At 53.9% G+C, this 19,956-nt stretch carries 19 protein-coding genes; 4 read left to right on the top strand and 15 right to left on the bottom strand.

Annotated features, from left to right (window positions below; translation table 11 throughout):
* Positions 1 to 492: 492 nt before the first annotated feature.
* Together VFA_RS02240 and hemB are read right to left on the bottom strand one after the other, a co-directional pair.
* Entirely contained in the window at positions 493 to 921 is a 429-nt protein-coding gene (locus tag VFA_RS02240) for a GNAT family N-acetyltransferase (RefSeq protein WP_004724331.1), read from the bottom strand.
* Between the two features lie 128 nt (positions 922 to 1,049).
* Positions 1,050 to 2,093, bottom strand: a complete 1,044-nt coding sequence (hemB, locus tag VFA_RS02235; RefSeq protein WP_004724330.1) for a porphobilinogen synthase — start codon at positions 2,091 to 2,093, stop codon at positions 1,050 to 1,052.
* A 184-nt stretch (positions 2,094 to 2,277) separates the two neighbouring features.
* On the opposite strand from hemB, the gene VFA_RS02230 reads away from it, so the two are divergent.
* The gene (locus VFA_RS02230) at positions 2,278 to 3,039 is read left to right on the top strand and encodes a TatD family hydrolase (protein WP_004724328.1); all 762 of its coding nucleotides are present in this window, start codon (positions 2,278 to 2,280) and stop codon (positions 3,037 to 3,039) included.
* Positions 3,040 to 3,384: 345 nt separating this feature from the next.
* Here the strand turns inward: VFA_RS02230 and tatC are convergent, their stop codons facing one another.
* The 7 genes from tatC to rmuC form a co-directional block, all read right to left on the bottom strand.
* Entirely contained in the window at positions 3,385 to 4,128 is a 744-nt protein-coding gene (tatC, locus tag VFA_RS02225; protein ID WP_004724326.1) for a twin-arginine translocase subunit TatC, read from the bottom strand.
* Positions 4,129 to 4,190: 62 nt separating this feature from the next.
* A complete protein-coding gene (gene tatB / locus VFA_RS02220; RefSeq protein WP_004724325.1) occupies positions 4,191 to 4,592 on the bottom strand; it encodes a Sec-independent protein translocase protein TatB in 402 nt (133 codons plus the stop codon).
* A gap of 3 nt (positions 4,593 to 4,595) precedes the next feature.
* On the bottom strand, positions 4,596 to 4,838 hold the full coding sequence (gene tatA, locus VFA_RS02215) for a Sec-independent protein translocase subunit TatA (protein WP_004724324.1): 243 nt from the start codon (positions 4,836 to 4,838) through the stop codon (positions 4,596 to 4,598).
* A gap of 50 nt (positions 4,839 to 4,888) precedes the next feature.
* On the bottom strand, positions 4,889 to 6,523 hold the full coding sequence (gene ubiB / locus VFA_RS02210; protein ID WP_004724323.1) for a ubiquinone biosynthesis regulatory protein kinase UbiB: 1,635 nt from the start codon (positions 6,521 to 6,523) through the stop codon (positions 4,889 to 4,891).
* Positions 6,520 to 7,158, bottom strand: coding sequence for a ubiquinone biosynthesis accessory factor UbiJ (locus VFA_RS02205; protein ID WP_004724322.1), 639 nt, complete (start codon positions 7,156 to 7,158; stop codon positions 6,520 to 6,522). Before VFA_RS02205 ends, ubiB begins: the two co-directional genes overlap by 4 nt.
* A 10-nt stretch (positions 7,159 to 7,168) precedes the next feature.
* Positions 7,169 to 7,951, bottom strand: a complete 783-nt coding sequence (gene ubiE, locus VFA_RS02200) for a bifunctional demethylmenaquinone methyltransferase/2-methoxy-6-polyprenyl-1,4-benzoquinol methylase UbiE (protein ID WP_004724321.1) — start codon at positions 7,949 to 7,951, stop codon at positions 7,169 to 7,171.
* A 49-nt stretch (positions 7,952 to 8,000) separates the two neighbouring features.
* Positions 8,001 to 9,533, bottom strand: a complete 1,533-nt coding sequence (rmuC, locus tag VFA_RS02195) for a DNA recombination protein RmuC (protein WP_004724320.1) — start codon at positions 9,531 to 9,533, stop codon at positions 8,001 to 8,003.
* Between the two features lie 147 nt (positions 9,534 to 9,680).
* Here rmuC and VFA_RS02190 point away from each other — a divergent pair, with 147 nt between their 5' ends.
* Positions 9,681 to 10,586: a DMT family transporter gene (locus VFA_RS02190; RefSeq protein ID WP_004724319.1), complete on the top strand. Its 906-nt coding sequence runs from the start codon at positions 9,681 to 9,683 to the stop codon at positions 10,584 to 10,586.
* A 62-nt stretch (positions 10,587 to 10,648) separates the two neighbouring features.
* Here VFA_RS02190 and VFA_RS02185 read toward each other — a convergent pair whose 3' ends face one another.
* The 6 genes from VFA_RS02185 to VFA_RS02160 all read right to left on the bottom strand — a co-directional run bounded on the left by VFA_RS02185 (position 10,649) and on the right by VFA_RS02160 (position 17,000).
* Complete coding sequence (locus tag VFA_RS02185) at positions 10,649 to 11,479, bottom strand: HDOD domain-containing protein (protein ID WP_004724318.1); 831 nt, start codon at positions 11,477 to 11,479, stop codon at positions 10,649 to 10,651.
* An 80-nt stretch (positions 11,480 to 11,559) separates the two neighbouring features.
* Positions 11,560 to 12,399, bottom strand: coding sequence for an arabinose operon transcriptional regulator AraC (gene araC / locus VFA_RS02180; RefSeq protein ID WP_004724317.1), 840 nt, complete (start codon positions 12,397 to 12,399; stop codon positions 11,560 to 11,562).
* A 65-nt stretch (positions 12,400 to 12,464) separates the two neighbouring features.
* Complete coding sequence (locus tag VFA_RS02175; RefSeq protein ID WP_004724316.1) at positions 12,465 to 12,980, bottom strand: hypothetical protein; 516 nt, start codon at positions 12,978 to 12,980, stop codon at positions 12,465 to 12,467.
* A gap of 45 nt (positions 12,981 to 13,025) precedes the next feature.
* Complete coding sequence (araA, locus tag VFA_RS02170; protein WP_004724315.1) at positions 13,026 to 14,528, bottom strand: L-arabinose isomerase; 1,503 nt, start codon at positions 14,526 to 14,528, stop codon at positions 13,026 to 13,028.
* Between the two features lie 13 nt (positions 14,529 to 14,541).
* The gene (araD, locus tag VFA_RS02165) at positions 14,542 to 15,291 is read right to left on the bottom strand and encodes an L-ribulose-5-phosphate 4-epimerase (RefSeq protein WP_004724314.1); all 750 of its coding nucleotides are present in this window, start codon (positions 15,289 to 15,291) and stop codon (positions 14,542 to 14,544) included.
* Entirely contained in the window at positions 15,288 to 17,000 is a 1,713-nt protein-coding gene (locus tag VFA_RS02160; RefSeq protein WP_004724313.1) for a ribulokinase, read from the bottom strand. Before VFA_RS02160 ends, araD begins: the two co-directional genes overlap by 4 nt.
* 362 nt (positions 17,001 to 17,362) lie before the next feature.
* On the opposite strand from VFA_RS02160, the gene VFA_RS02155 reads away from it, so the two are divergent.
* Both VFA_RS02155 and araG read left to right on the top strand, forming a co-directional pair.
* The gene (locus VFA_RS02155) at positions 17,363 to 18,364 is read left to right on the top strand and encodes an arabinose ABC transporter substrate-binding protein (RefSeq protein WP_004724312.1); all 1,002 of its coding nucleotides are present in this window, start codon (positions 17,363 to 17,365) and stop codon (positions 18,362 to 18,364) included.
* Between the two features lie 60 nt (positions 18,365 to 18,424).
* A complete protein-coding gene (gene araG, locus VFA_RS02150) occupies positions 18,425 to 19,939 on the top strand; it encodes an L-arabinose ABC transporter ATP-binding protein AraG (protein WP_004724311.1) in 1,515 nt (504 codons plus the stop codon).
* The last annotated feature ends 17 nt before the right edge of the window (positions 19,940 to 19,956 follow it).

Raw genomic sequence — 19,956 nt, 5'->3', positions numbered from 1 at the left:
TTGTTTTTATTTGATTTTTACAAAGATCGATCATTCCTATCACGATCCTTTTGCGATCATGCATTGTGGAAAAGACACTCGCTGCCCTTTTACTCAACCTGAGATCTTGATCCCGACACGCTGCTGCAGATTTGCACAGATCAGGTTCGAAAGTTGGACGTTTTACCGTGGGAGAATCAAGTGCGGTGGATAACCGGCATAAAAAAAGCGACATCCGAGGATGTCGCCTAGCAATAACAGGTCAAAGCCAATACCGATTGTTCAGCCTTACCATAAAGCTTAAATATTACACTGGAAGCAATGTGAGCAATGTCGTGTCAAAAAGAACGTGTGCAAGTTCAAGCGTCAGTTAGATTATCTGCCAACCTAAAGAACCATTCAGGTCGATAATTCAACGTCCTGGTGAACTTCACTCATTCCCTAAGACATGGTTAATAATAATGATTCTCATTTAATGATCAAGCATTAAATGAGAAAAAATCTCATTTAATTTTAGAAATGTTTCACGAAGTGAATGCGACTTTCCAACAATGGTTCTACTTTTTCAAAATTTTCAATGAGATAACCATTCCTTAGCAACAGGCGCAACATGGCCGGAAATTGGTTGCGCGATTTCACTTTGAGCTGGCGATAACCATGCTTGGCCACCCAACGCTCTTGTGCGTTCAATAAATGCTGCGCCACGCCGCGATTGCGCGCCAACGCGGAAACACCGCCAAACCAGCTATAGAAGGTCTCACTATCGAGTTCATAGCCAATTTTGAATCCGAGTAACTGGCCGTGTTCTTCTGCGATCAGAATTAAATCGTGCTTGCCCGCTAAACGCTGCGCCATACTCGCCACCGTTTCTTTGTGCGCAAATTCATCAATCTCTTGGACCACCTGTACGGCTTCTGCCAATGTACCTAAGCGGATCTGCATCCCCACCTCCTCATGGCATTCGAAGCAAGCCGGTACTCACCCACCCGCGTTCACCGAATGCATTCTTAACCCCGAAAAAACAAAAAGGCCGGCAACGGTGCCAGCCTTCTCAATCGATGTTGCCGTCGTTAGTCCGCGCGCAGATGCTGCGCCGCTTGTGCGTTTTCTTCTGCCAGCCACTCAGCCACATCTTTGGCAAAGTAAGTCAGAATGCCATCGGCACCCGCGCGCTTAAAGCACAGCAGCGATTCCAGCACGGTGTCGCGTTCTTTGAGCCAACCGTTCATGATCGCGGCTTTGTGCATCGCGTACTCTCCCGACACTTGATACGCAAACGTCGGGACTTGCAGCTCGCTCTTCACGCGGCGCACTACGTCCAAATAAGGCATGCCCGGTTTCACCATCACCATGTCCGCGCCTTCGTTGATGTCCATCGCCACTTCATGCAGCGCTTCATCACTGTTGGCCGGATCCATCTGGTAGTTTTTCTTGTTGCCACCTTTGAGGTTGCTCGCCGAGCCGACTGCATCGCGGAACGGGCCGTAATAGCATGACGCGTATTTAGCCGAGTACGCCATGATCTGCGTATGAATGTGTCCCGCTTCTTCCAGCGCGTCACGAATCTTGCCGATGCGGCCATCCATCATGTCAGATGGCGCCACCACATCCGCACCCGCCGCCGCATGGGACAACGCTTGCTTGATCAGCACTTCCGTGGTTTCTTCATTGAGGACGTAACCCGCTTCGTCGATGATGCCGTCCTGGCCGTGGGTGGTGAACGGGTCCAACGCCACATCGGTGATCACTCCCATTTGCGGCACGTGTTCTTTCAGCAAACGCACCGCGCGCTGCACCAAACCGTCCGGGTTGTAGGCTTCGGTCGCACACAGGCTTTTCGCATCCTGATTGACCACAGGAAACAGCGCGATGGCCGGCACGCCAAGGTTGGCCAAATACAGCGCCTCTTCCAGCATCAGGTCAATCGACAGACGTTCAACGCCCGGCATCGATTCCACAGCTTCACGACGATCTTTGCCCATCAGAATAAACATCGGGTAGATCAAGTCACTCACAGACAACTGGTTTTCCGCCACCAGACGACGGCTGAAATCATGCTTACGCAGACGGCGCATACGACGCCCAGGAAACTGACCTTGGATGGATACAGACACTCGACTCTCCTTATTTGTCTACCTGAACCACGGCGCTGACGCGCCCCGTCAGGCGTTTTGTGTTGGCGAAATCATATCATTCTGATGGCCCGGCGCTAGGCTCTGGGCGGAAAAATACAAAAAATGACCCCAAGCTCACACTCACGTATACTGCCGCCAAGCTTACCGAAAATGAGACGTTGCCATGATTGATACCCACGCCCACATTTATGCCAGTGAATTTGACCACGACCGCGATGAGGTGGTCAGCCGGGCATTGGCGCAAGGCATTGAACGCATTCTGCTCCCCAACATCGATCTGGAATCGATTGAGCCGATGCTGGCAACCGAAGCGGCTTACCCCACAGTCTGCCGCGCCATGATGGGCCTGCACCCGTGTTATGTCGATGGCAACGTCACGCAAACACTCGACACGATCCACCGCTGGTTTGCCCAACACGATTTTATTGCGGTGGGCGAAATCGGCATCGACCTCTATTGGGACAAAACATTTCGCGCCGAACAAGAAATGGCGTTTGTGACCCAGCTCAACTGGGCTAAAGAGATGAACCTGCCGGTGGTGATCCACACCCGCGATTCGATTGACGAGACGCTCACCCTGCTCAAACAAGAGCAAAATGGCCAACTGCGTGGCGTGTTCCACTGCTTTGGGGGCAGCGTAGACGAAGCCAAAGCAATCAACGACCTTGGCTTTCATCTCGGCTTGGGCGGCGTGTCGACATTTAAGAACGGCGGCATGGATCAGGTGATTCCACACCTCGACATGAACTACGTGATTTTGGAAACCGACTGCCCGTATTTGGCCCCGGTGCCCCATCGTGGAAAGCGTAACGAACCGGCCTACACTCAACTGGTTGCACAACGTGTTGCGGACCTGAGAATGACGACCATCGAAGCGATCGATTGCATTACATCAGTGAATGCTAAATCACTGTTTAATCTATAGTTTAGGGATATGTTGATTACTAATTTATAGATTAAGATCACATTTTTTAAATGGGATAAAGATCACATTAATCGCTATGCATGCAATGTACTATTCGTGGCCAAATTTTTATAACGATCTACATATACAAACGTCATGGCTAGCTGTAATCACACCAACCAACTGCAACGACTACGTCGTACCTTCTGGCAGAAAATGCTGGGAGTGAAAGAAGTCTACGTCTGCAAGCATTGCGGACAAATCGTAAAAATTAAATAATTTTGACGAGAAGACACCCCATCTACAACGGAAAAAGCGGCCACTGGCCGCTTTTTTTTATTCATGGTTTGCCCCATCACGTGGCGACTACGCTTCCCCGTCTTGCGCCTCATCTTTGCGCGTGTAGAAACGTGCGAAGAATAGACCGATTTCAAACAGCAAACACATGGGAATCGCCAACAGTGTTTGTGAAATCATATCAGGCGGTGTCAGCAGCATGCCAACCACAAACGCGCCCACGATGATGTACGGACGTTTTTGGCTTAACTCTGTCGGCGTGGTCGCGCCCGTCCAGCACAGCAGAATGATGGCCACCGGCACTTCAAACGCGATGCCAAACGCCATAAACAGCGCCAAGACGAAATCAAGATAACTGGCAATGTCGGTGGCAAACTCCACCCCGCCGAGCGATATCGCGGTAAAGAAGCCAAACACCAGTGGAAAAACCACGTAGTAAGCAAACGCCACACCGCAATAAAACAGCAGCGAACTCGACACCAACAGCGGAAAAATCAGGCGACGCTCATGCTTATACAGGCCCGGCGCCACAAACGCCCACACTTGATAAAGAATAAACGGCACCGACACAAATACCGCCACAATCAGCGTCAGCTTGAGTGGAGTGAAAAACGGTGAAGCCACATCGGTGGCGATCATCGTTGCCCCTTCCGGCAGGCGATCCACCAGCGGGCGAGAGACAAATTCGTAGATGTGATTGGAGAAATAAATCAACCCAAGAAACACCACGATCACCGCCGCAATACTACGCAGCAAGCGATCACGAAGTTCCAATAAGTGGCTGATCAACGGTTGAGTCTGTTCGACTGACATTGACACCTCATGTAACCGATCAAAAAGAGTTACCGCTCAGGGGTAACTCTTTACAAAGACTATTAGTCGGCTTTCTTTTCTGCCGTCTTCGGCTGAGCGGGTTCAGCCACAACGTGGAGGGATTCTGCCGAGGGTTGCGGCTGGTCATCCTCTGTCGGGCTGGTGGCTGGAGTGGCGTACGGACGTTGCACGTCCTGCGCTGCCTGCTTGAGCTTATCGACCGATTCTTGCAGCTCAGGCGACAAGTTTTGCATCCCCATCTGCTCGGCTTTGCGCAGGTTTTCCTGCAGCTCCTGCACTTTCAGCTCGTGCGCCAGCTCATCTTTAACACTGTTGGCCATGTTTTTGGCCGCCGAGACAAACTTCGCCACACTGCGAATCGCATGCGGCAGCCGCTCTGGACCCAGCACCACCAGTGCCACGACAGAAATTAATACCAGTTCCCAAAAACCGATATCAAACACGATTTAAGCCTGCTCTTTGTCTTTCTTTGTTTCAGCAGTTGCGTCGGTCTTCTGCTGTTCCAGATTTTTCTGTTCGAAATCGGCATCTTTCTTCGCCGCAGACTGATCTTCGTCTGCCATGGCTTTCTTGAAGCCTTTCACTGCGCTACCGAGATCGCCGCCGATACCACGAAGTTTCTTCGTACCGAACAGCAATACAACGATGACCGCAATGATAAGAAGTTGCCAAATACTGATACCACCCATTCTTTCTACCTCGGGTTATGTGTTACAAAAACAGTTCAAGAGTTTAACGTTTATTGACGATAAGCTCGCCAACTAAACAACCAAAATGTGACGCCTGCGATTGCACTGCCCGCGGCCCACGGTTCGTAGTGACTGGCCACCAATATAGCCGAGCATACGACTAAAGTGGCGCCAACACCAAACAAAAACTTACCGGTCGCCTGCTGGCGCTTGCTGTCGCGGTAGCCCTGATAAAACTGCTCCATGCGCAGATTCAGGTGACGACCTTGTTTCAAACTGTCGTACAGCAATTCCGGTAGTTCCGGCAATTTTTCGGCCCAGAACGGCGCACGCTCTTTGATGGCATTCACCACCGCTTGCGGGCCAACCTGATTCATCATCCATTTTTCCAGAAAGGGTTTCGCCGTCTGCCATAAATCCAGTTGTGGATACAGCTGACGCCCTAACCCTTCTACGTACAGCAGCGTCTTTTGGAGCAACACCAGTTGCGGCTGCACTTCCATGTTGAAGCGACGTGCGGTGTTGAACAGGTTCAACAGCACATGGCCAAAGGAGATATCGCACAGCGGTTTGGCGAATATCGGTTCGCACACAATACGAATCGCCACTTCGAATTCATCGATGTTGGTGTCTTGCGGCACCCACCCTGAATCGACGTGCAATTGCGCCACTTTGCGATAATCACGGTTGAAGAACGCCAGGAAGTTTTCCGCCAGATAACGTTTGTCGTCTGCATTCAGCGTGCCGACAATGCCACAGTCGAGACCAATCCATTGCGGGTTGTCCGGATGCTCCGGATTCACAAACACATTGCCCGGGTGCATGTCTGCATGGAAGAAACTGTCGCGGAACACCTGCGTGAAAAACACACTCACGCCGCGCTCAGCCAAGAGCTTCATGTTGGTGCCATTGGCCTGCAAGCGTTCAACATCGGACACCTGAATGCCATATATTCGCTCAGAAACCATGACAGTTTTATTACTGAAATCAGTAATGACTTCAGGAACATACAATTCTTCGCTGTCTTCAAAGTTGCGGCGCAGTTGAATCGCATTGGCCGCTTCACGGCGCAAGTCCAGCTCATCAAGCAGCGTTTTTTCGTAATCACGCACCACTTCAAGCGGTTTCAAACGACGTGCTTCAGGCGTCGCTCGTGCGACTATACGCGCGAGTCGATGCATCAGTTTTAGATCTGCATCAATCACCGGACGAATATCTGGGCGAATGACTTTTAACACCACTTCGCGGCCGTTGGATTTGAGCGTCGCAGTATGCACCTGAGCGATCGACGCAGAAGCCAGCGGCTGGAGATCAAAGTCGTTGAACCACGTTTCCAGTGGGCCGCCGAGTGCGCTTTCGATCTGCGCTTTGGCGAGGTTGCCGTCAAACGGCGCCACTTTGTCTTGCAGCAGCGCGAGCTGATCGGCAATGTGCGGTGGGAAGAGGTCGCGGCGGGTCGACATCATCTGGCCGAACTTGATCCACACCGGGCCAAGTTCTTGCAACGCCAAACGCAGCCGCTCACCGAGCGGTTTGTCGGCGTGTTGATTGCGAATCCAGAAGATGGATTTGCGCGCCAGTCGCGGCGCTTTGGTCAGTTGATGTTCGGGTAACAACTCGTCCAGCCCATATTCGAGCTGAACTTTGATAATGCGGTATAAACGTTTGAGTTCGGCTGGGGTCATACAGTGTCCACGCACCCTTGTTCTGTCGGTTGCCCACGCTCAAGCAACTGATTCAGGCGGCTTTCTAGGCGTGCAGCTTGGCTATTCACCTCGTCCACTTGATCGCAAAAATGAGCAATTTCCAGCGGCCCCGGAGCCACGCGCCACTCTTCGGTCAGCACTTGCGCCAAATGGTTCTGGTGTTTACTCACTTGCGCGCTCAGCAGCGCGCCGAAGTTTTTGGCACCTTGCACCACGGTGTGTGCGACCACATCACCGGTCACGCGTGACAACCACTCTTCGATGTCGGGTTTACAGTCCGTCATGAGCTGAGAAAATTTCTGCGCCAGTTGAATGTCGCCTTCCAGCACCAATTTGTCTTGTTTGATCAACTGCGTGATGTTGGCCTGCTCACGCAGTTCCGGCAACACCGACAAATTGAGCGACAGATAACAATCCGGCGCCCCTTCGTAGTGAGCCAGCACGTCGATCTGCTGGCTGAAAATGAAGGTCAGGGTTTGATTGAGTTCTTTGAGATGGACCTGAATCACTTGGCCTTTAAGGCGTGCCAAACGACGACCCAGCTCCGGGTCGTCTTTGATCAGGGCATTGAGCGATGATTCAATCACCGCGGTGATTAACGGTTCAAACGGCATACGCAAGTCCTCAGAACTTGTAGCCGCGGTGCAACGCCACGATACCGCCAGTCAGGTTGTAGTAGCTGGCCTGATCGAAGCCCGCATCGATCATCATGCCTTTCAGCGTTTCTTGATCTGGGTGCATGCGAATCGATTCCGCCAGGTAACGGTAACTGTCAGCGTCGTTGGCGATCAGTTGACCCATTTTCGGCAGAATGTGGAACGAGTACGCGTCGTACACTTTGGATAACGGTTCCAGCACCGGTTTTGAAAATTCCAGCACCAGCAGACGGCCACCCGGCTTCAACACACGGAACATCGAACGCAGCGCTTTGTCTTTGTCGGTGACGTTACGCAGACAGAAACTGATGGTGATGCAATCAAAATAGTTGTCTGGGAACGGCAGTTCTTCTGCATTCGCTTGCACGTAATGCACGTTGCCGACAATGCCGATGTCGCGCAGTTTATCGCGGCCGACATTGAGCATGGAGTTGTTGATGTCTGCCAGCACCACGTGGCCTTTGTCGCCCACGATGCGAGAGAATTTTGCCGTCAGGTCACCGGTACCGCCGCCCAAATCGAGAATACGTTGCCCCGGACGCGCGCCGGCACAATCGATGGTGAAACGCTTCCACAGACGATGAATCCCGCCCGACATCAAATCGTTCATGATGTCGTATTTCGCCGCAACCGAGTGGAACACTTCCGCGACCTTGGCTACTTTTTCTTCTTTACGTACGGTTTCAAAGCCGAAATGGGTGGTGTCTTGATTCTCTACTGCTGTTTTCGTTTGCACGCTGGTATCCGTCATTGTGTTTCCTCTTAGGCAGTTTTCACGACCAAACTGCGACTGCGGGCGATTAGTTTACTTTATCCTCAGCGGGATGTCTTTCTACTAAAGGGCCAATTTCCGAATCTGCCTCACGCTGTGCCTTTTCCACCCACTCGGTGTTGATAGAACGCTTAATCTCCACGCCCAGTTGCTTAAAGCTTTCGGCCTGACGAATGGCATTACCGCGCCCGGTGGCGAGTTTGTTCATCGCGCCTTGATACGATTGGTTGGCGCGGTCGAGCGCGCCGCCCAAGCCTTCCATGTCTTCCACGAACAGACGCAGTTTGTCGTACAAACGGCTCGCCCGCTCAGCAATCAATTGCGCATTCTGGTTCTGGCGTTCGTTGCGCCACAGGTTATCAATGGTGCGCAGCGCCACCAGTAACGTGGTCGGGCTGACCAGAATGATGTTCTGCTCCATCGCGTCTTTCACCAAGCTCGGATCGGCCTGAATCGCAACCTGAAACGCAGGCTCGACCGGAATAAACATCAGCACGTAATCGAGCGACTGAATGCCTTTGAGCTGATGGTAATCTTTCTGCCCCAAACCTTTGATGTGACTGCGCAGCGCCAGCAAGTGATCGCGCAGCGCGACGTCGCGCTCGGCATCGGTGTCGGCATGGTAATACCGCTCATACGCCACCAGCGCCATTTTGGAGTCAATCACCACCTGTTTGTTGTGCGGCAGATGCACGATCACATCCGGCTGATAGCGCTTGCCCGCTTCGTTTTGCAGGCTCACTTGGGTTTGGTATTCGTGCCCTTCTCGCAGACCCGATTCGGCCAGTACGCGTGCCAACACCACTTCGCCCCAGTTGCCCTGCTGCTTGTTGTCGCCTTTCAGCGCTTGCGTCAGGTTGAGTGCTTCTTTGGCCATCTGTTCGTTGAGGCGCTGCAAATTACGCAGCTCATGCACCAACGTGTGACGCTCTTTGGCTTCTTGGTTGAAGCTGTCGTTGACCTGTTTCTTAAAACCATCTAACTGCTCACGCAGCGGCGACAGCAAACCATCCAAACTTTGGCGGTTTTGCTGATCCACTTTGGCGGTTTTGGCTTCAAACACCTGATTGGCGAGGTGCTCAAACTGCTGCTTGAGGCGCTCTTCAGCACGTTCGAGCAGTTGCAGTTTGTCTTGGCTGGCTTCGAGTTGCTGCTGATGACGCGCTTCTTGCTCACGCAGTTGCACGTCGAGTTGCGCTTTTTGTTCCCGCATGCGGTTGAGTTCGTCGGCGTATTGCTGGCGCTCTTGTTTAATCGCATCGAAATAACGTAATTTTTCCATCACGGCCATCACTTTGCCGTGCGATTGCTTGAGCTCAAACTCCGCTTTGTCGCGCTCTTGGTCGAGTTCATCCAGCTCTTGCTGCGCCGCCTGCAACTGCTGTTTGAGCTGCTCAAGCTGCTGTTCATGCCAGCGGGCGTCGCTCGTCAATTGCTGTTCTAACAGCTGCGCTTGCAGTTGATATTTCTGTTTCACCCACCAACCGGCGGCCACGGCGGATACCACGGCGCCAGACAGCGTACTGATCCACACGGCGGGGTTCTCGAGAATCCATTGCATAATAATGAGTTACTTGATGTTGGTTGTTGATAAAAAGAGTATTTCGATACTGGATAAATGTCCAGTTTGCCGGGCAATTATTCAGCCGATAGACTAGCGATTCACCTGAACACAGGTTTACCTAACATGGATATGGGGAAATTGGGAATGAATGAACGCCGCGCTCTGGGATTGGGCTTGTCTGCTGTGTTGTTGTGGTCGACGGTGGCCACCGCGTTCAAACTGACGTTGGCAGAGTTTTCCCCCATTCAAATGCTGACCATCGCCAGCATGGTTTCAGCCTTGGCGCTATTGGTCATCTGCACGCTGCAAGGCAAGCTGCCTTTGGTGATCAGCACCTTTCTCGCTAACCCGTGGTATTACCTGCTGCTGGGGCTGATTAACCCGCTCGCCTATTACCTGATCCTGTTCAAAGCCTACGCCCTGCTGCCCGCCTCGCAAGCGCAGGCGATCAACTACAGCTGGGCGATCACCCTGACGCTCATGGCGGCGGTGTTTCTTGGCCAAACCATTCGCAAACAAGATTGGATCGCCTGCGCGCTGAGTTATTTCGGCGTGGTGGTGATCGCCACGCAAGGCGATGTACTCGGCATGCAGTTCGAGAGCCCACTCGGCGTTGGGCTGGCGCTGCTGTCGACCCTGTTGTGGGCCGGATACTGGATTCTCAATACCAAAAATCAAGCCGATCCGGTGGTCGGGGTGCTGTTGGGGTTTGTGATTGCAATTCCGTTTGCCATTGCGCTCAGCGTGTATGAAGGAGCGCCGTGGCAGCACATCAGCCCGCAAGGTTGGGCGGCGGTGACCTACGTCGGCTTATTTGAGATGGGCATTACCTTTGTGTTGTGGCTCAGCGCGCTGAAAAACACTCGCAACACCGCGCGCATCAGCAACTTGATTTTCGCCTCGCCATTTATTTCACTCATCCTGCTGTCCACCATCATTGGGGAAGCGATTCACCCCACCACCCTGATTGGATTGGTGCTGATCATCGCCGGTTTGGTGGTGCAACAAGTGAAACGTCGCAGCAAACCGCTTGCCACCGAAAAAGCGTGAGCGGCGCTTCGACTCGCCACAATGCGTCAGCACGCTGAAGTGCATCTAAACATCGAAGCGCGTCAGAACAATTGATGCGCCAATTCGGCGCCTTGGCCGCGTACCTGATCAATCAAGCCATGACTCTCCGGCGCTAAGGCCAGCGCTTTGGCCGCCGGATGACGGGCGAGAAACGCCTGCTTTTCGTGCACATCAAACAGCGAATCCCAGCGCTTATGAATGTCACGCGCCAGATAGAGCACGCACGCCAAACGCTTGGCTTCGCCCGCTTGACCGGGGTGATTGACGTGTTCAATCGCATCGGCCATGTCGACCGGAAAATTCCACGCTTTGGCCAATTGCGCGCCGAGTTGCTGCGCGTCAACGCCCAGTAAATCCTGCTGCACATCTGCCCGCTTTTCGCCCTGCTTGACGCGCTGTTCAATCTGCTCGGCGAGATTCGGTTCGAGCGCATGAATCATCAGCTCGCCGATGTTGTGCAAGACGCCGGTGGTGAACACTTCGTTGGGATCAAGCTTGAGCGGTTTGGCAAGCTTGCTGGCGATCATCGCGATTTCAAATGTGTTCGACCAGTAATCTTTGATGTTGAGCGTTCGCAATTGGGGAAACACCCCCGACACGACCGATGAGGAGATCAGCGTGCGCACCGCGCCGCTGCCGACACGAATGATGGCATCGCTGATGGTGGAGACGCCCTTGCCGTTGACGCCGCCAAATTGCGCGGAATTGGCCATTCGCAACACGCGCGCACTGAGGACCTGATCCATCGACATTTTGCGCGACAGTTCGCTGAAGTCGACGTTGTCGCGATTCACCATATTCAGGAGTTCTTGCTGGATACTTTCAATGCGGGGCAGTTCATTCAGGCGGGAGATCAGGGCTTCTTGATTCATTCGTTCACTCCTTCTAGCAACCAACAGATTTACTATAGGACAGAAATCCCGCTTTGGAATGGCAAATGCTGAGCAATTTATCAGGTAATTTGTTCGCGATAGAGCTTCGGACTGACCCCGGCTTTGCGTTTGAAGACGCGCGAGAAATAGAGCGGATCCGAGTAGCCGACAATCCGGCCAATGTGGTTGACTGAGTAGTGAGTGGTCACTAACAACTGTTTGGCACGACTGATGCGCTGATCATCCCGCCACTGGGTGATGGTCATCTTCATCTCATCACGAAACAGGTGCCCTAAGCGCGACGGCGACAAACAGGTGTACGCGGCAATCTCTTCCAAGGTGAAGTCTTGATTGAGGTTCTGCGTCATGTAGTTGATGGCCTGAATGATGCGCGGGTCGAGCGGCTTGCTCACCACATCCGGTTGCACCGTTTTACAGCGGATCAGCAACTGCTCGAGCAGGTTAATCGCCAAGTCATCGCGATATGGCATGTCGGATTTGGCGGTGTATTCGATATCGACAAACAGGTTTTCGATGTGTGCCATGGTTTGCGCGTCTAACCCACGAGTCAGATAGACCCCGTTGCGCTCTTCCTGCCAGCTCAGCCAGTCATTCCAGAACGCGCGCGGACGGAAATAGACCCAGCGATGGAACCAGGACGCACTGTCGGTCCGACGATGATAAAAGTGCGCCGCACTGGGCGGAAACAGCAACAAGTCACCCGGTTTCACATGAAACATCTGCTCGCCGGAAAAAATGGTGCCCTCGCCTTTGCTGGTGTAGTTGATGATGTAGCCTTTCATGCCATGAGGGCGGTCGATCGGGTAATCGAGCTCATCGCCTTCGATGATCGGCGTTAAACCGGCCACCAAATGCGCATCAAAGTTATAGCCCGGTTTGAGAGGATCGGTTGTTTGCATAGACCAACAGTCGCTAAGTTTTTGCCTAGTGTATGTTGCGCCTTGTCGCATTGCGATTTTCGAGTTCACACTTTTCCTAATACGATCCATTGGGTGGCGGAAAACGCCTCACGAAACCAATCGGTTTTGGCCGATTGGCGAATAAAATCGCTCGGTAGCCCGTGTCTGGCGCGTTGCCAGTCCGGCTGGACGGTGTCGGTGGATGGGGGCACCACCAGCGCCGCGTTGAGCGGCTGAATGACGTGACGAATGTCGAGCCGAGTCGGAATGCTGTTGCGCGCCAGATACTCAATCACCACCGCATTGTGCTGAAAGTAGTAATTCATATTGAGCGACAACCGATCGCTGTGATGCCACTGGCACCATTGCTCAATCTTGTCCGCGCGATGGCGAAAGTTCCACTGCGCGTGCGACACATCCAGCGCTTCGCCGTTGTTGATCAGCTCCAACGCCCCTTCGTACATCAGTTGATTGCCATGCAGCAGTTGGAACTGTGTCGGGCTCGCGCTGGCGACCCGCAGCGTCCAACGTTGATGATGAATGTCAAAGTGCGACACTCGCTTCGATTCGTCAACCGTCATAAGTACCTCTACAACGCCCCCTCATCGCTGAGGGGGCTGATTTCGTTACACCCCAGACGTTAAGCGATAGTACACGCTATTGGTTTTCAACTCATGTTTGAAGGTGCGCGTCTCGGTGTGTTCATCAATCACCACCATTTCCATGCCAAGAATATCGGCATAATCGGCCAAGGTGTCGACACTCACTTGTTGGCTGTACGCACTGTGGTGCGCCGCCCCGGCGTGAATCCAGCTCGCCGCCGCAACTTGCAGATTCGGCATCGGTTCCCACAACGCATGCGCCACCGGCAAATGCGGCATGCTTTGCGGCGGTGCCACGGTGTTCACTCGGTTCACCACCATGCGGAAGCGGTTGCCCAAATCGATCACCGACACGTTCACCGCCGGGCCTTCACGACCGCTAAACAGCAGGCGAGGCACGTCGCAGCGCAAGCCGATGGTGTGCAAATGCACTTCGAGTTTTGGTTTCGCCGCAGCAATCGATGGACACACTTCCAGCATGTGCGCGCCCAGCACTTGGTCGGTGGCGCCGAAGTTATAGGTGTAGTCTTCCATAAACGAAGTGCCGCCCTGACGCCCTTTGCCCATCTGTTTCATGATGTGCACCATGGCCGAGGTTTTCCAGTCGCCTTCACCGCCGTAACCAAAGCCTTTGGCCATCAAACGCTGAGTCGCCAAACCGGGCAATGAATCCAGACCGGTCAAGTTTTCAAAGGTGTTGGTAAACGCATGCGCGCCCACGTCGGTCAGGAAACGTTCCATCCCCATTTCCAAACGCGCTTCGTGCTGCATCAGTTTGAGCAGCGCCGGATCGCTCAGCAATTGCGGGCTCATGTCATAAGTGGAGGCGTATTCATCGAGCAGACGCGCGACATCCGCATCCGACACCGATTGCACCACCTCGCTCAGTTCACCCAAGCCATACGCATTCACTTCATAGCCAAATTGAATTTGCGCCGACACTTTGTTGCCTTCGGTCACCGCCACTTGGCGCATGTTGTCGCCAAAGCGCGCCACTTTCAGGTTCTGACCAGCATCAATGCCGATCGCAGCGCGGCACCACGCGTCGATTTCTTGATGCACGTTCGGGTTCTGCCAATGACCGACCACCACTTTGCGGTCCAAATCAAGACGTGTGCCGATAAAGCCAAATTCACGACAACCATGCGCACTCTGGTGCGTGTTCATGTAGTTCATGTCGATGCTGTCCCATGGCAGCGCCGCGTTGAACTGGGTATGCAGATGCAGGAACGGTTTGTTGAGCTGCGACAAACCCGCGATCCACATTTTTGCTGGCGAGAAGGTGTGCATCCACAGCACCAGACCAATACACGCCGGATCGTTGTTGGCCGCGCGGCACACTTGCAGAATTTCGTCCGGTGATTTCACCGTGCCTTTGTCGACCATCGGCACGGAAATCGCGTCGGTTTGGTTAAAGCTGGCCACGATTTGTGCGCTGTCTTGCGCCACTTGCTCGAGCACTTTTGGGCCGTACAGGGTTTGCGAACCGGTTACGAACCACACGTGTTTGTTGTCGAATACTTTCATAACTTTCCCTTGATTATTTTTTGTTCGTCGCAGTCTGACCGTAATAAGCGTTCGCGCCGTGTTTGCGCAGGTAATGCTTATCGAGCAGAGCCTGATTGATAAATTGCACCGCCGGGTTGATTTGCAGCGTTTGCAGCGCCATCGACGCCACCACTTCCATCACCACCGCGTTGTGCACCGCTTGATGGGCATCTTTCCCCCAGCTGAACGGGCCGTGTTCATTGACGATGATGCCGGGAATGGCCATCGGGTCTTGCGCTGCGATGGTTTCGACAATCACGCGTCCGGTATTGAGTTCGTAATCATGGGCGATTTCGTCATTAGTCAGCGGGCGCGTGCACGGAATGCTGCCGTAGAAGTAATCGGCATGGGTGGTGCCAAGCGCCGGAATGGCTTTGCCCGCTTGCGCCCACGAGGTGGCGTGCGGCGAATGGGTGTGCACCACGCCGCCAATGTGTGGATAGGTGCGATACATCACCAAATGGGTTGCGGTATCAGACGACGGATTGAGGTCGCCCTCCACCACGTGCCCCGCCAAATCCACCACCACCATGTTGTCGGCCGAGAGATCTTCGTAAGCCACGCCGCTTGGTTTGATCACCACCAACCCTGATTCACGGTCGATGGCTGAGACGTTGCCCCAAGTAAACGTCACCAGATTGTGACGTTGCAGATCGAGATTGGCTTGCCACACGTCATGACGCAGTTGGCGCAGCCGTTCAGTTTGAGTCGATACGGGTTGCATCAAGGTGTGTTCACTCATGATTGCACTCCTTGGCTTGATGATTTCGCTTGATGAAATTCGGCCAACTGTTCTAGGTGTTGACCCAGCTCACGATAGCCCGCGTAACGTTCACGGCGCAGCGCTTGCGTGTCGGCATTGGGCGAATACACCGCACTGATGGGGCTCGCCATCGCTGCCTGCGCTTGCTGGGCGTTGTCATACACACCTGCTGCTACAGCGGCGAAAATCGCCGCGCCCAATGCGCAACACTGCTCTGAGCGCACCACCGCAATGTCGCGGCCAATCACATCGGCGCACATCTGCATCACATAAGGCGATTTTTGCGAAATGCCGCCAATCGCGATCACGCGATCCACCGCCATGCCTTGGTCGACAAAACAATCGACAATCGCTTTGGCGCCGTGCGCACTCGATTCCACCAACGCGGCAAACAGCGCAGGCGCGGTTGAGCCCAAATTCAGATCCGACAGCGAACCTTTCAGGCGTTGGTTGGCGTAAGGGGTGCGGCGGCCATTGTGCCAGTCCATTGCCAGCGGCGAATGGGCGTTAAACTCGTAGCTTTCCGCCGCTTGAGACAGCATCGGAATCAAGGCTTTATCTAAGGCGTCTAATGTGGCTTGCGCTTCGGGCTGCTGCGCAGCCAAGGCTTGCACCGGCCACAACAGCACGCGTTTGTACCAAGCATAAATGTCACCAAACGCCGATTGACCCGCTTCAAGCGCCATCAAATTCGGCAGTGCGCTGCCTTTGACCTGGCCGCAAATGCCGTGAATGGTGCGCTCGCCCACGTTGTCGGCGTCCACCATCAAAATGTCGCAGGTGGACGTGCCAATCACTTTGACCAAATCGTGCGCGCCTGCGCCTGCGCCGACAGCGCCCATGTGGCAGTCAAACTCACCGACTGCGACCGCGATGCCCTCTGGCAAGCCCAGCGTTTGTGCCCAGGCCGCCGACAAGGTGCCCGCTTGCTGCTCAGCGGTGTAGACCTCGCTGAACATGCGCTCGCGCATGCCATCCAAGGTGGGGGAAATCGCCGACAAAAACGCTTGATCCGGCAAACCGCCCCAGCTTTCGTGCCACATCGCTTTGTGGCCGGCCGCGCAGATGCCGCGGCGCAGGTGGTGTGGGTGCTGATTGCCGCTCAAGAGCGCTGGAATCCAGTCACACAACTCCACCCAGCTGTAGGCATGTTTGGCCACATCGGCATCTTGTTCGCTGACCCACGCGGCTTTGGCCCAGAACCATTCCGACGAATAAATGCCGCCGATGAATTTGGTGTAGTCAGTAAAGTCGCCGCTGTGCGCCAGTTGGTTAATGCGTTCGGCTTTGGCGACCGAGGTATGGTCTTTCCACAAAATGAACATCGCGTGTGGGTTGTGTTCAAATTCCGGCAGCAGTGCCAACACATTGCCTTCAGCATCGATCGGTGCCGGCGTCGAGCCGGTGGTGTCAACGCCAATGCCCACCACCGATTGCGCGACCTCAGCCGGCACGGCGGCCAGCGCCTCACGCACCGCTTGGGTCATCGCTTCAATGTAGTCTTTCGGGTGGTGGCGAAATTGCGATTGCTCCGGCTGGTTGTACAGCCCCTGCATCCAGCGCGGATAGTAAGTGACACCGGAGGCGACTTCTTCCCCGCTAACCGCATTCACCAATAAGGCACGCACGGAATCGGATCCAAAGTCGAGGCCGATGACATGCGCAGGTTGAGTAGCAAAATGCTCCATAACAACTCCAATTCGGGTGATATTTTCTATTTGTTATAACGCTCGAACCCCATTTCAACCATGAACCGCACCGCTAGATTCATGGATAAAAACGCCACATGAACAAAACCGTGCAGTTGTTTAAAAAAAGTGCATCACGTTTGAAATGGCCTTAAAAACCTCAGTTAACCGTTTACATTGGGTCTATTTTTATGCAACAACGCACCAAAAAATAGCAAATGGGATCCACATCATGGCTACTCGCGCTAAATGAATGGACTTTTCTGCTACATTTTTTTGGTGTGATTTTGCTCACTCCAACGGCGAGTCGAATCAACAACTATGGATAGCGAAACAACCCCCTACCAGCGGATGGACTTATAATGAAACTAAAAACCTTACTCTCGACCGCAGCCCTCTCCGGGCTGACGCTGCTCAGTGCTTCTGCCAACGCTTTCTTTGGATCCAGTGATGACACCCTGAAACTGGGCTATCTGGTGAAACAGCCCGAAGAGCCTTGGTTCCAGACCGAATGGTCGTTTGCCGAACAAGCGGGCAAAGACATGGGCTTTAAAGTGATCAAAATGGCGGTGCCGGACGGCGAAAAAACCCTGAACGCGATCGACACCCTGGCGGCCAGTGGCGCCAAGGGCTTCGTGATCTGTACCCCCGACCCGAAATTGGGGCCGGCGATCATGGCCAAAGCCAAAAGTTACGATCTGAAAGTGATCACCGTGGATGACCAGTTCCTCAACGCCAAAGGCGAGCCGATGAAAGACGTGCCGCTGGTGATGATGGCCGCCAGCGCGATTGGCGAACGCCAAGGTCAGGAGCTGTACAACGAAATGCAAAAACGCGGCTTTGATGTCGCTACCACTGGCGTGATGGCGATTACCGCCGATGAACTCGATACCGCGCGCCGCCGTGTGGACGGTTCAATCAAAGCGCTGAAAGCGGCTGGCTTCCCCGCCAACCAAATCTATCGCGTACCCACCAAAACCAATGACATTCCCGGCGCACTCGATGCGGCCAACTCTCTGCTGGTGCAATACCCGAACGTGACCCAGTGGCTAGTGGTCGGCATGAATGACAACACCGTGCTGGGTGGCGTGCGTGCCACAGAAGGCCAAGGCTTTGCCGCGGACAAAGTGATCGGCATTGGCATCAACGGTGTGGATGCGGTGAACGAACTGGCGAAATCACAGGCGACTGGCTTCTACGGCTCCCTACTGCCAAGCCCCGACGTTCATGGCTACAAATCGATTGAGTCGCTGTACAAATGGGTCCAAGACGGCGTGGAACCGACCAAGTTTGTCGAAGTGACCGATGTTGTCCTCATCACCCGTGACAACTACAAAAAAGAACTCGAGAAAAAAGGACTGTAAGTCCGGTTTGGGCGGCAGCAGATTGACGCGGCCGCCCGCTATTGGAACGGAGAGAATGTTATGGCGAAGTCCCCCTCATCCCTTGAGTTTCGCAACATTTCAAAGCACTTTCCCGGTGTAAAGGCGCTGAGCAACATCAGTTTTCGCGCCAACGCAGGCAGCATTCACGCCCTGATGGGAGAAAACGGTGCCGGTAAGTCCACGCTGCTCAAAACGCTCAGCGGACTCCACCAACCCACGGAAGGTCACATTGCGATTGACGGCCAAGAGCTGTCGCTCACCAACACCACCGATGCCCTCAATCAAGGCATCGCCATCATTTACCAAGAACTCAATCTGGTGCCAGAACTGAGTGTGGCGGAAAATATTTTTCTGGGGCAATTCCCGACCAAAAACGGCCGCGTGGATACCGAAACCCTCAATCGTCAGGCCCGCGAGCAATTGCTGCGTTTGGGCGAGGATTTCGACCCCTCACGTCCGCTGAAAGAGTTTTCCATCGGCCAGTGGCAGATGGTGGAAATTGCCAAAGCGCTGAGCCGCAACGCGCAAATCATCGCCTTTGATGAACCGACCAGCAGCTTGTCGCAACGTGAAATTCAAAACCTATTCAACGTCATTCGCGAACTGCGTGATGACGGCAAAATCATTCTGTATGTGTCACACCGCATGGAAGAGATTTTTACCCTGTGCGATGCGATCACCATTTTCAAAGATGGTACTCATGTGCAGACGTTTGATGACCTAACGCAGCTGACTCACGATCGCTTGGTGGAACTGATGGTCGGACGCGAAATCAACGACATCTACAACTACCGCGCGCGCAAACTGGGGCTTAGCGGCCTGCGCTTAGAGAACTTTGAAGGCCCCGGGCTAACCGCGCCAGTGTCGCTGGATATTCGCCAAGGCGAGATCCTCGGCCTGTTTGGTTTGGTCGGCGCCGGACGCACCGAACTCACCCGGCTGATCTTCGGCGCCGAAAAACGCACCGCCGGCGACTTGTACCTGCACGACGTCAATATCCAAGTGCGCAAACCGGGCGATGCCATCAAAGCGGGCATCACCTTGTGTCCGGAAGATCGCAAAACCGACGGCATCGTGCCGATCATGTCGGTGGCAGAAAACACCAACATCAGCGCGCGTCCGTGGCACCTCAAACTCGGCAGCCTGATCGACTTTCACTGGGAAGCGAAAAACGCCGACACCCAACGTCAGGCGCTCAACGTCAAAACCACCTCGTTGGAGCAGCCGATCGGCAAACTCTCGGGCGGCAACCAGCAAAAAGTGATTCTTGGTCGCTGGCTCTCCACCGCCATGAGTGTGATTTTGCTCGATGAGCCAACGCGCGGCATCGACGTCGGTGCCAAGTCGGAAATCTATGAACTGATCTTTAAGCTGGCGGAAAACGGCGTCACCGTGTTGGTGGTATCGAGCGATTTGCCCGAGGTGCTCGGCATCTCGGATCGCCTGCTGGTGATGAAAGATGGCGCCATCGCCGGTGAACTGCAACGCGATGAATTTAAAGAACAGACCGCGCTGCGCCTCGCCATGTTAGACAACGAACACGCCGCTGCATAAGAAGAAGGAATTGCATT

Source organism: Vibrio furnissii CIP 102972 (assembly GCF_000176175.1).
Classification (GTDB): Bacteria; Pseudomonadota; Gammaproteobacteria; order Enterobacterales; family Vibrionaceae; genus Vibrio; species Vibrio furnissii.
This window is presented reverse-complemented; position numbering and strand designations above follow the sequence as displayed.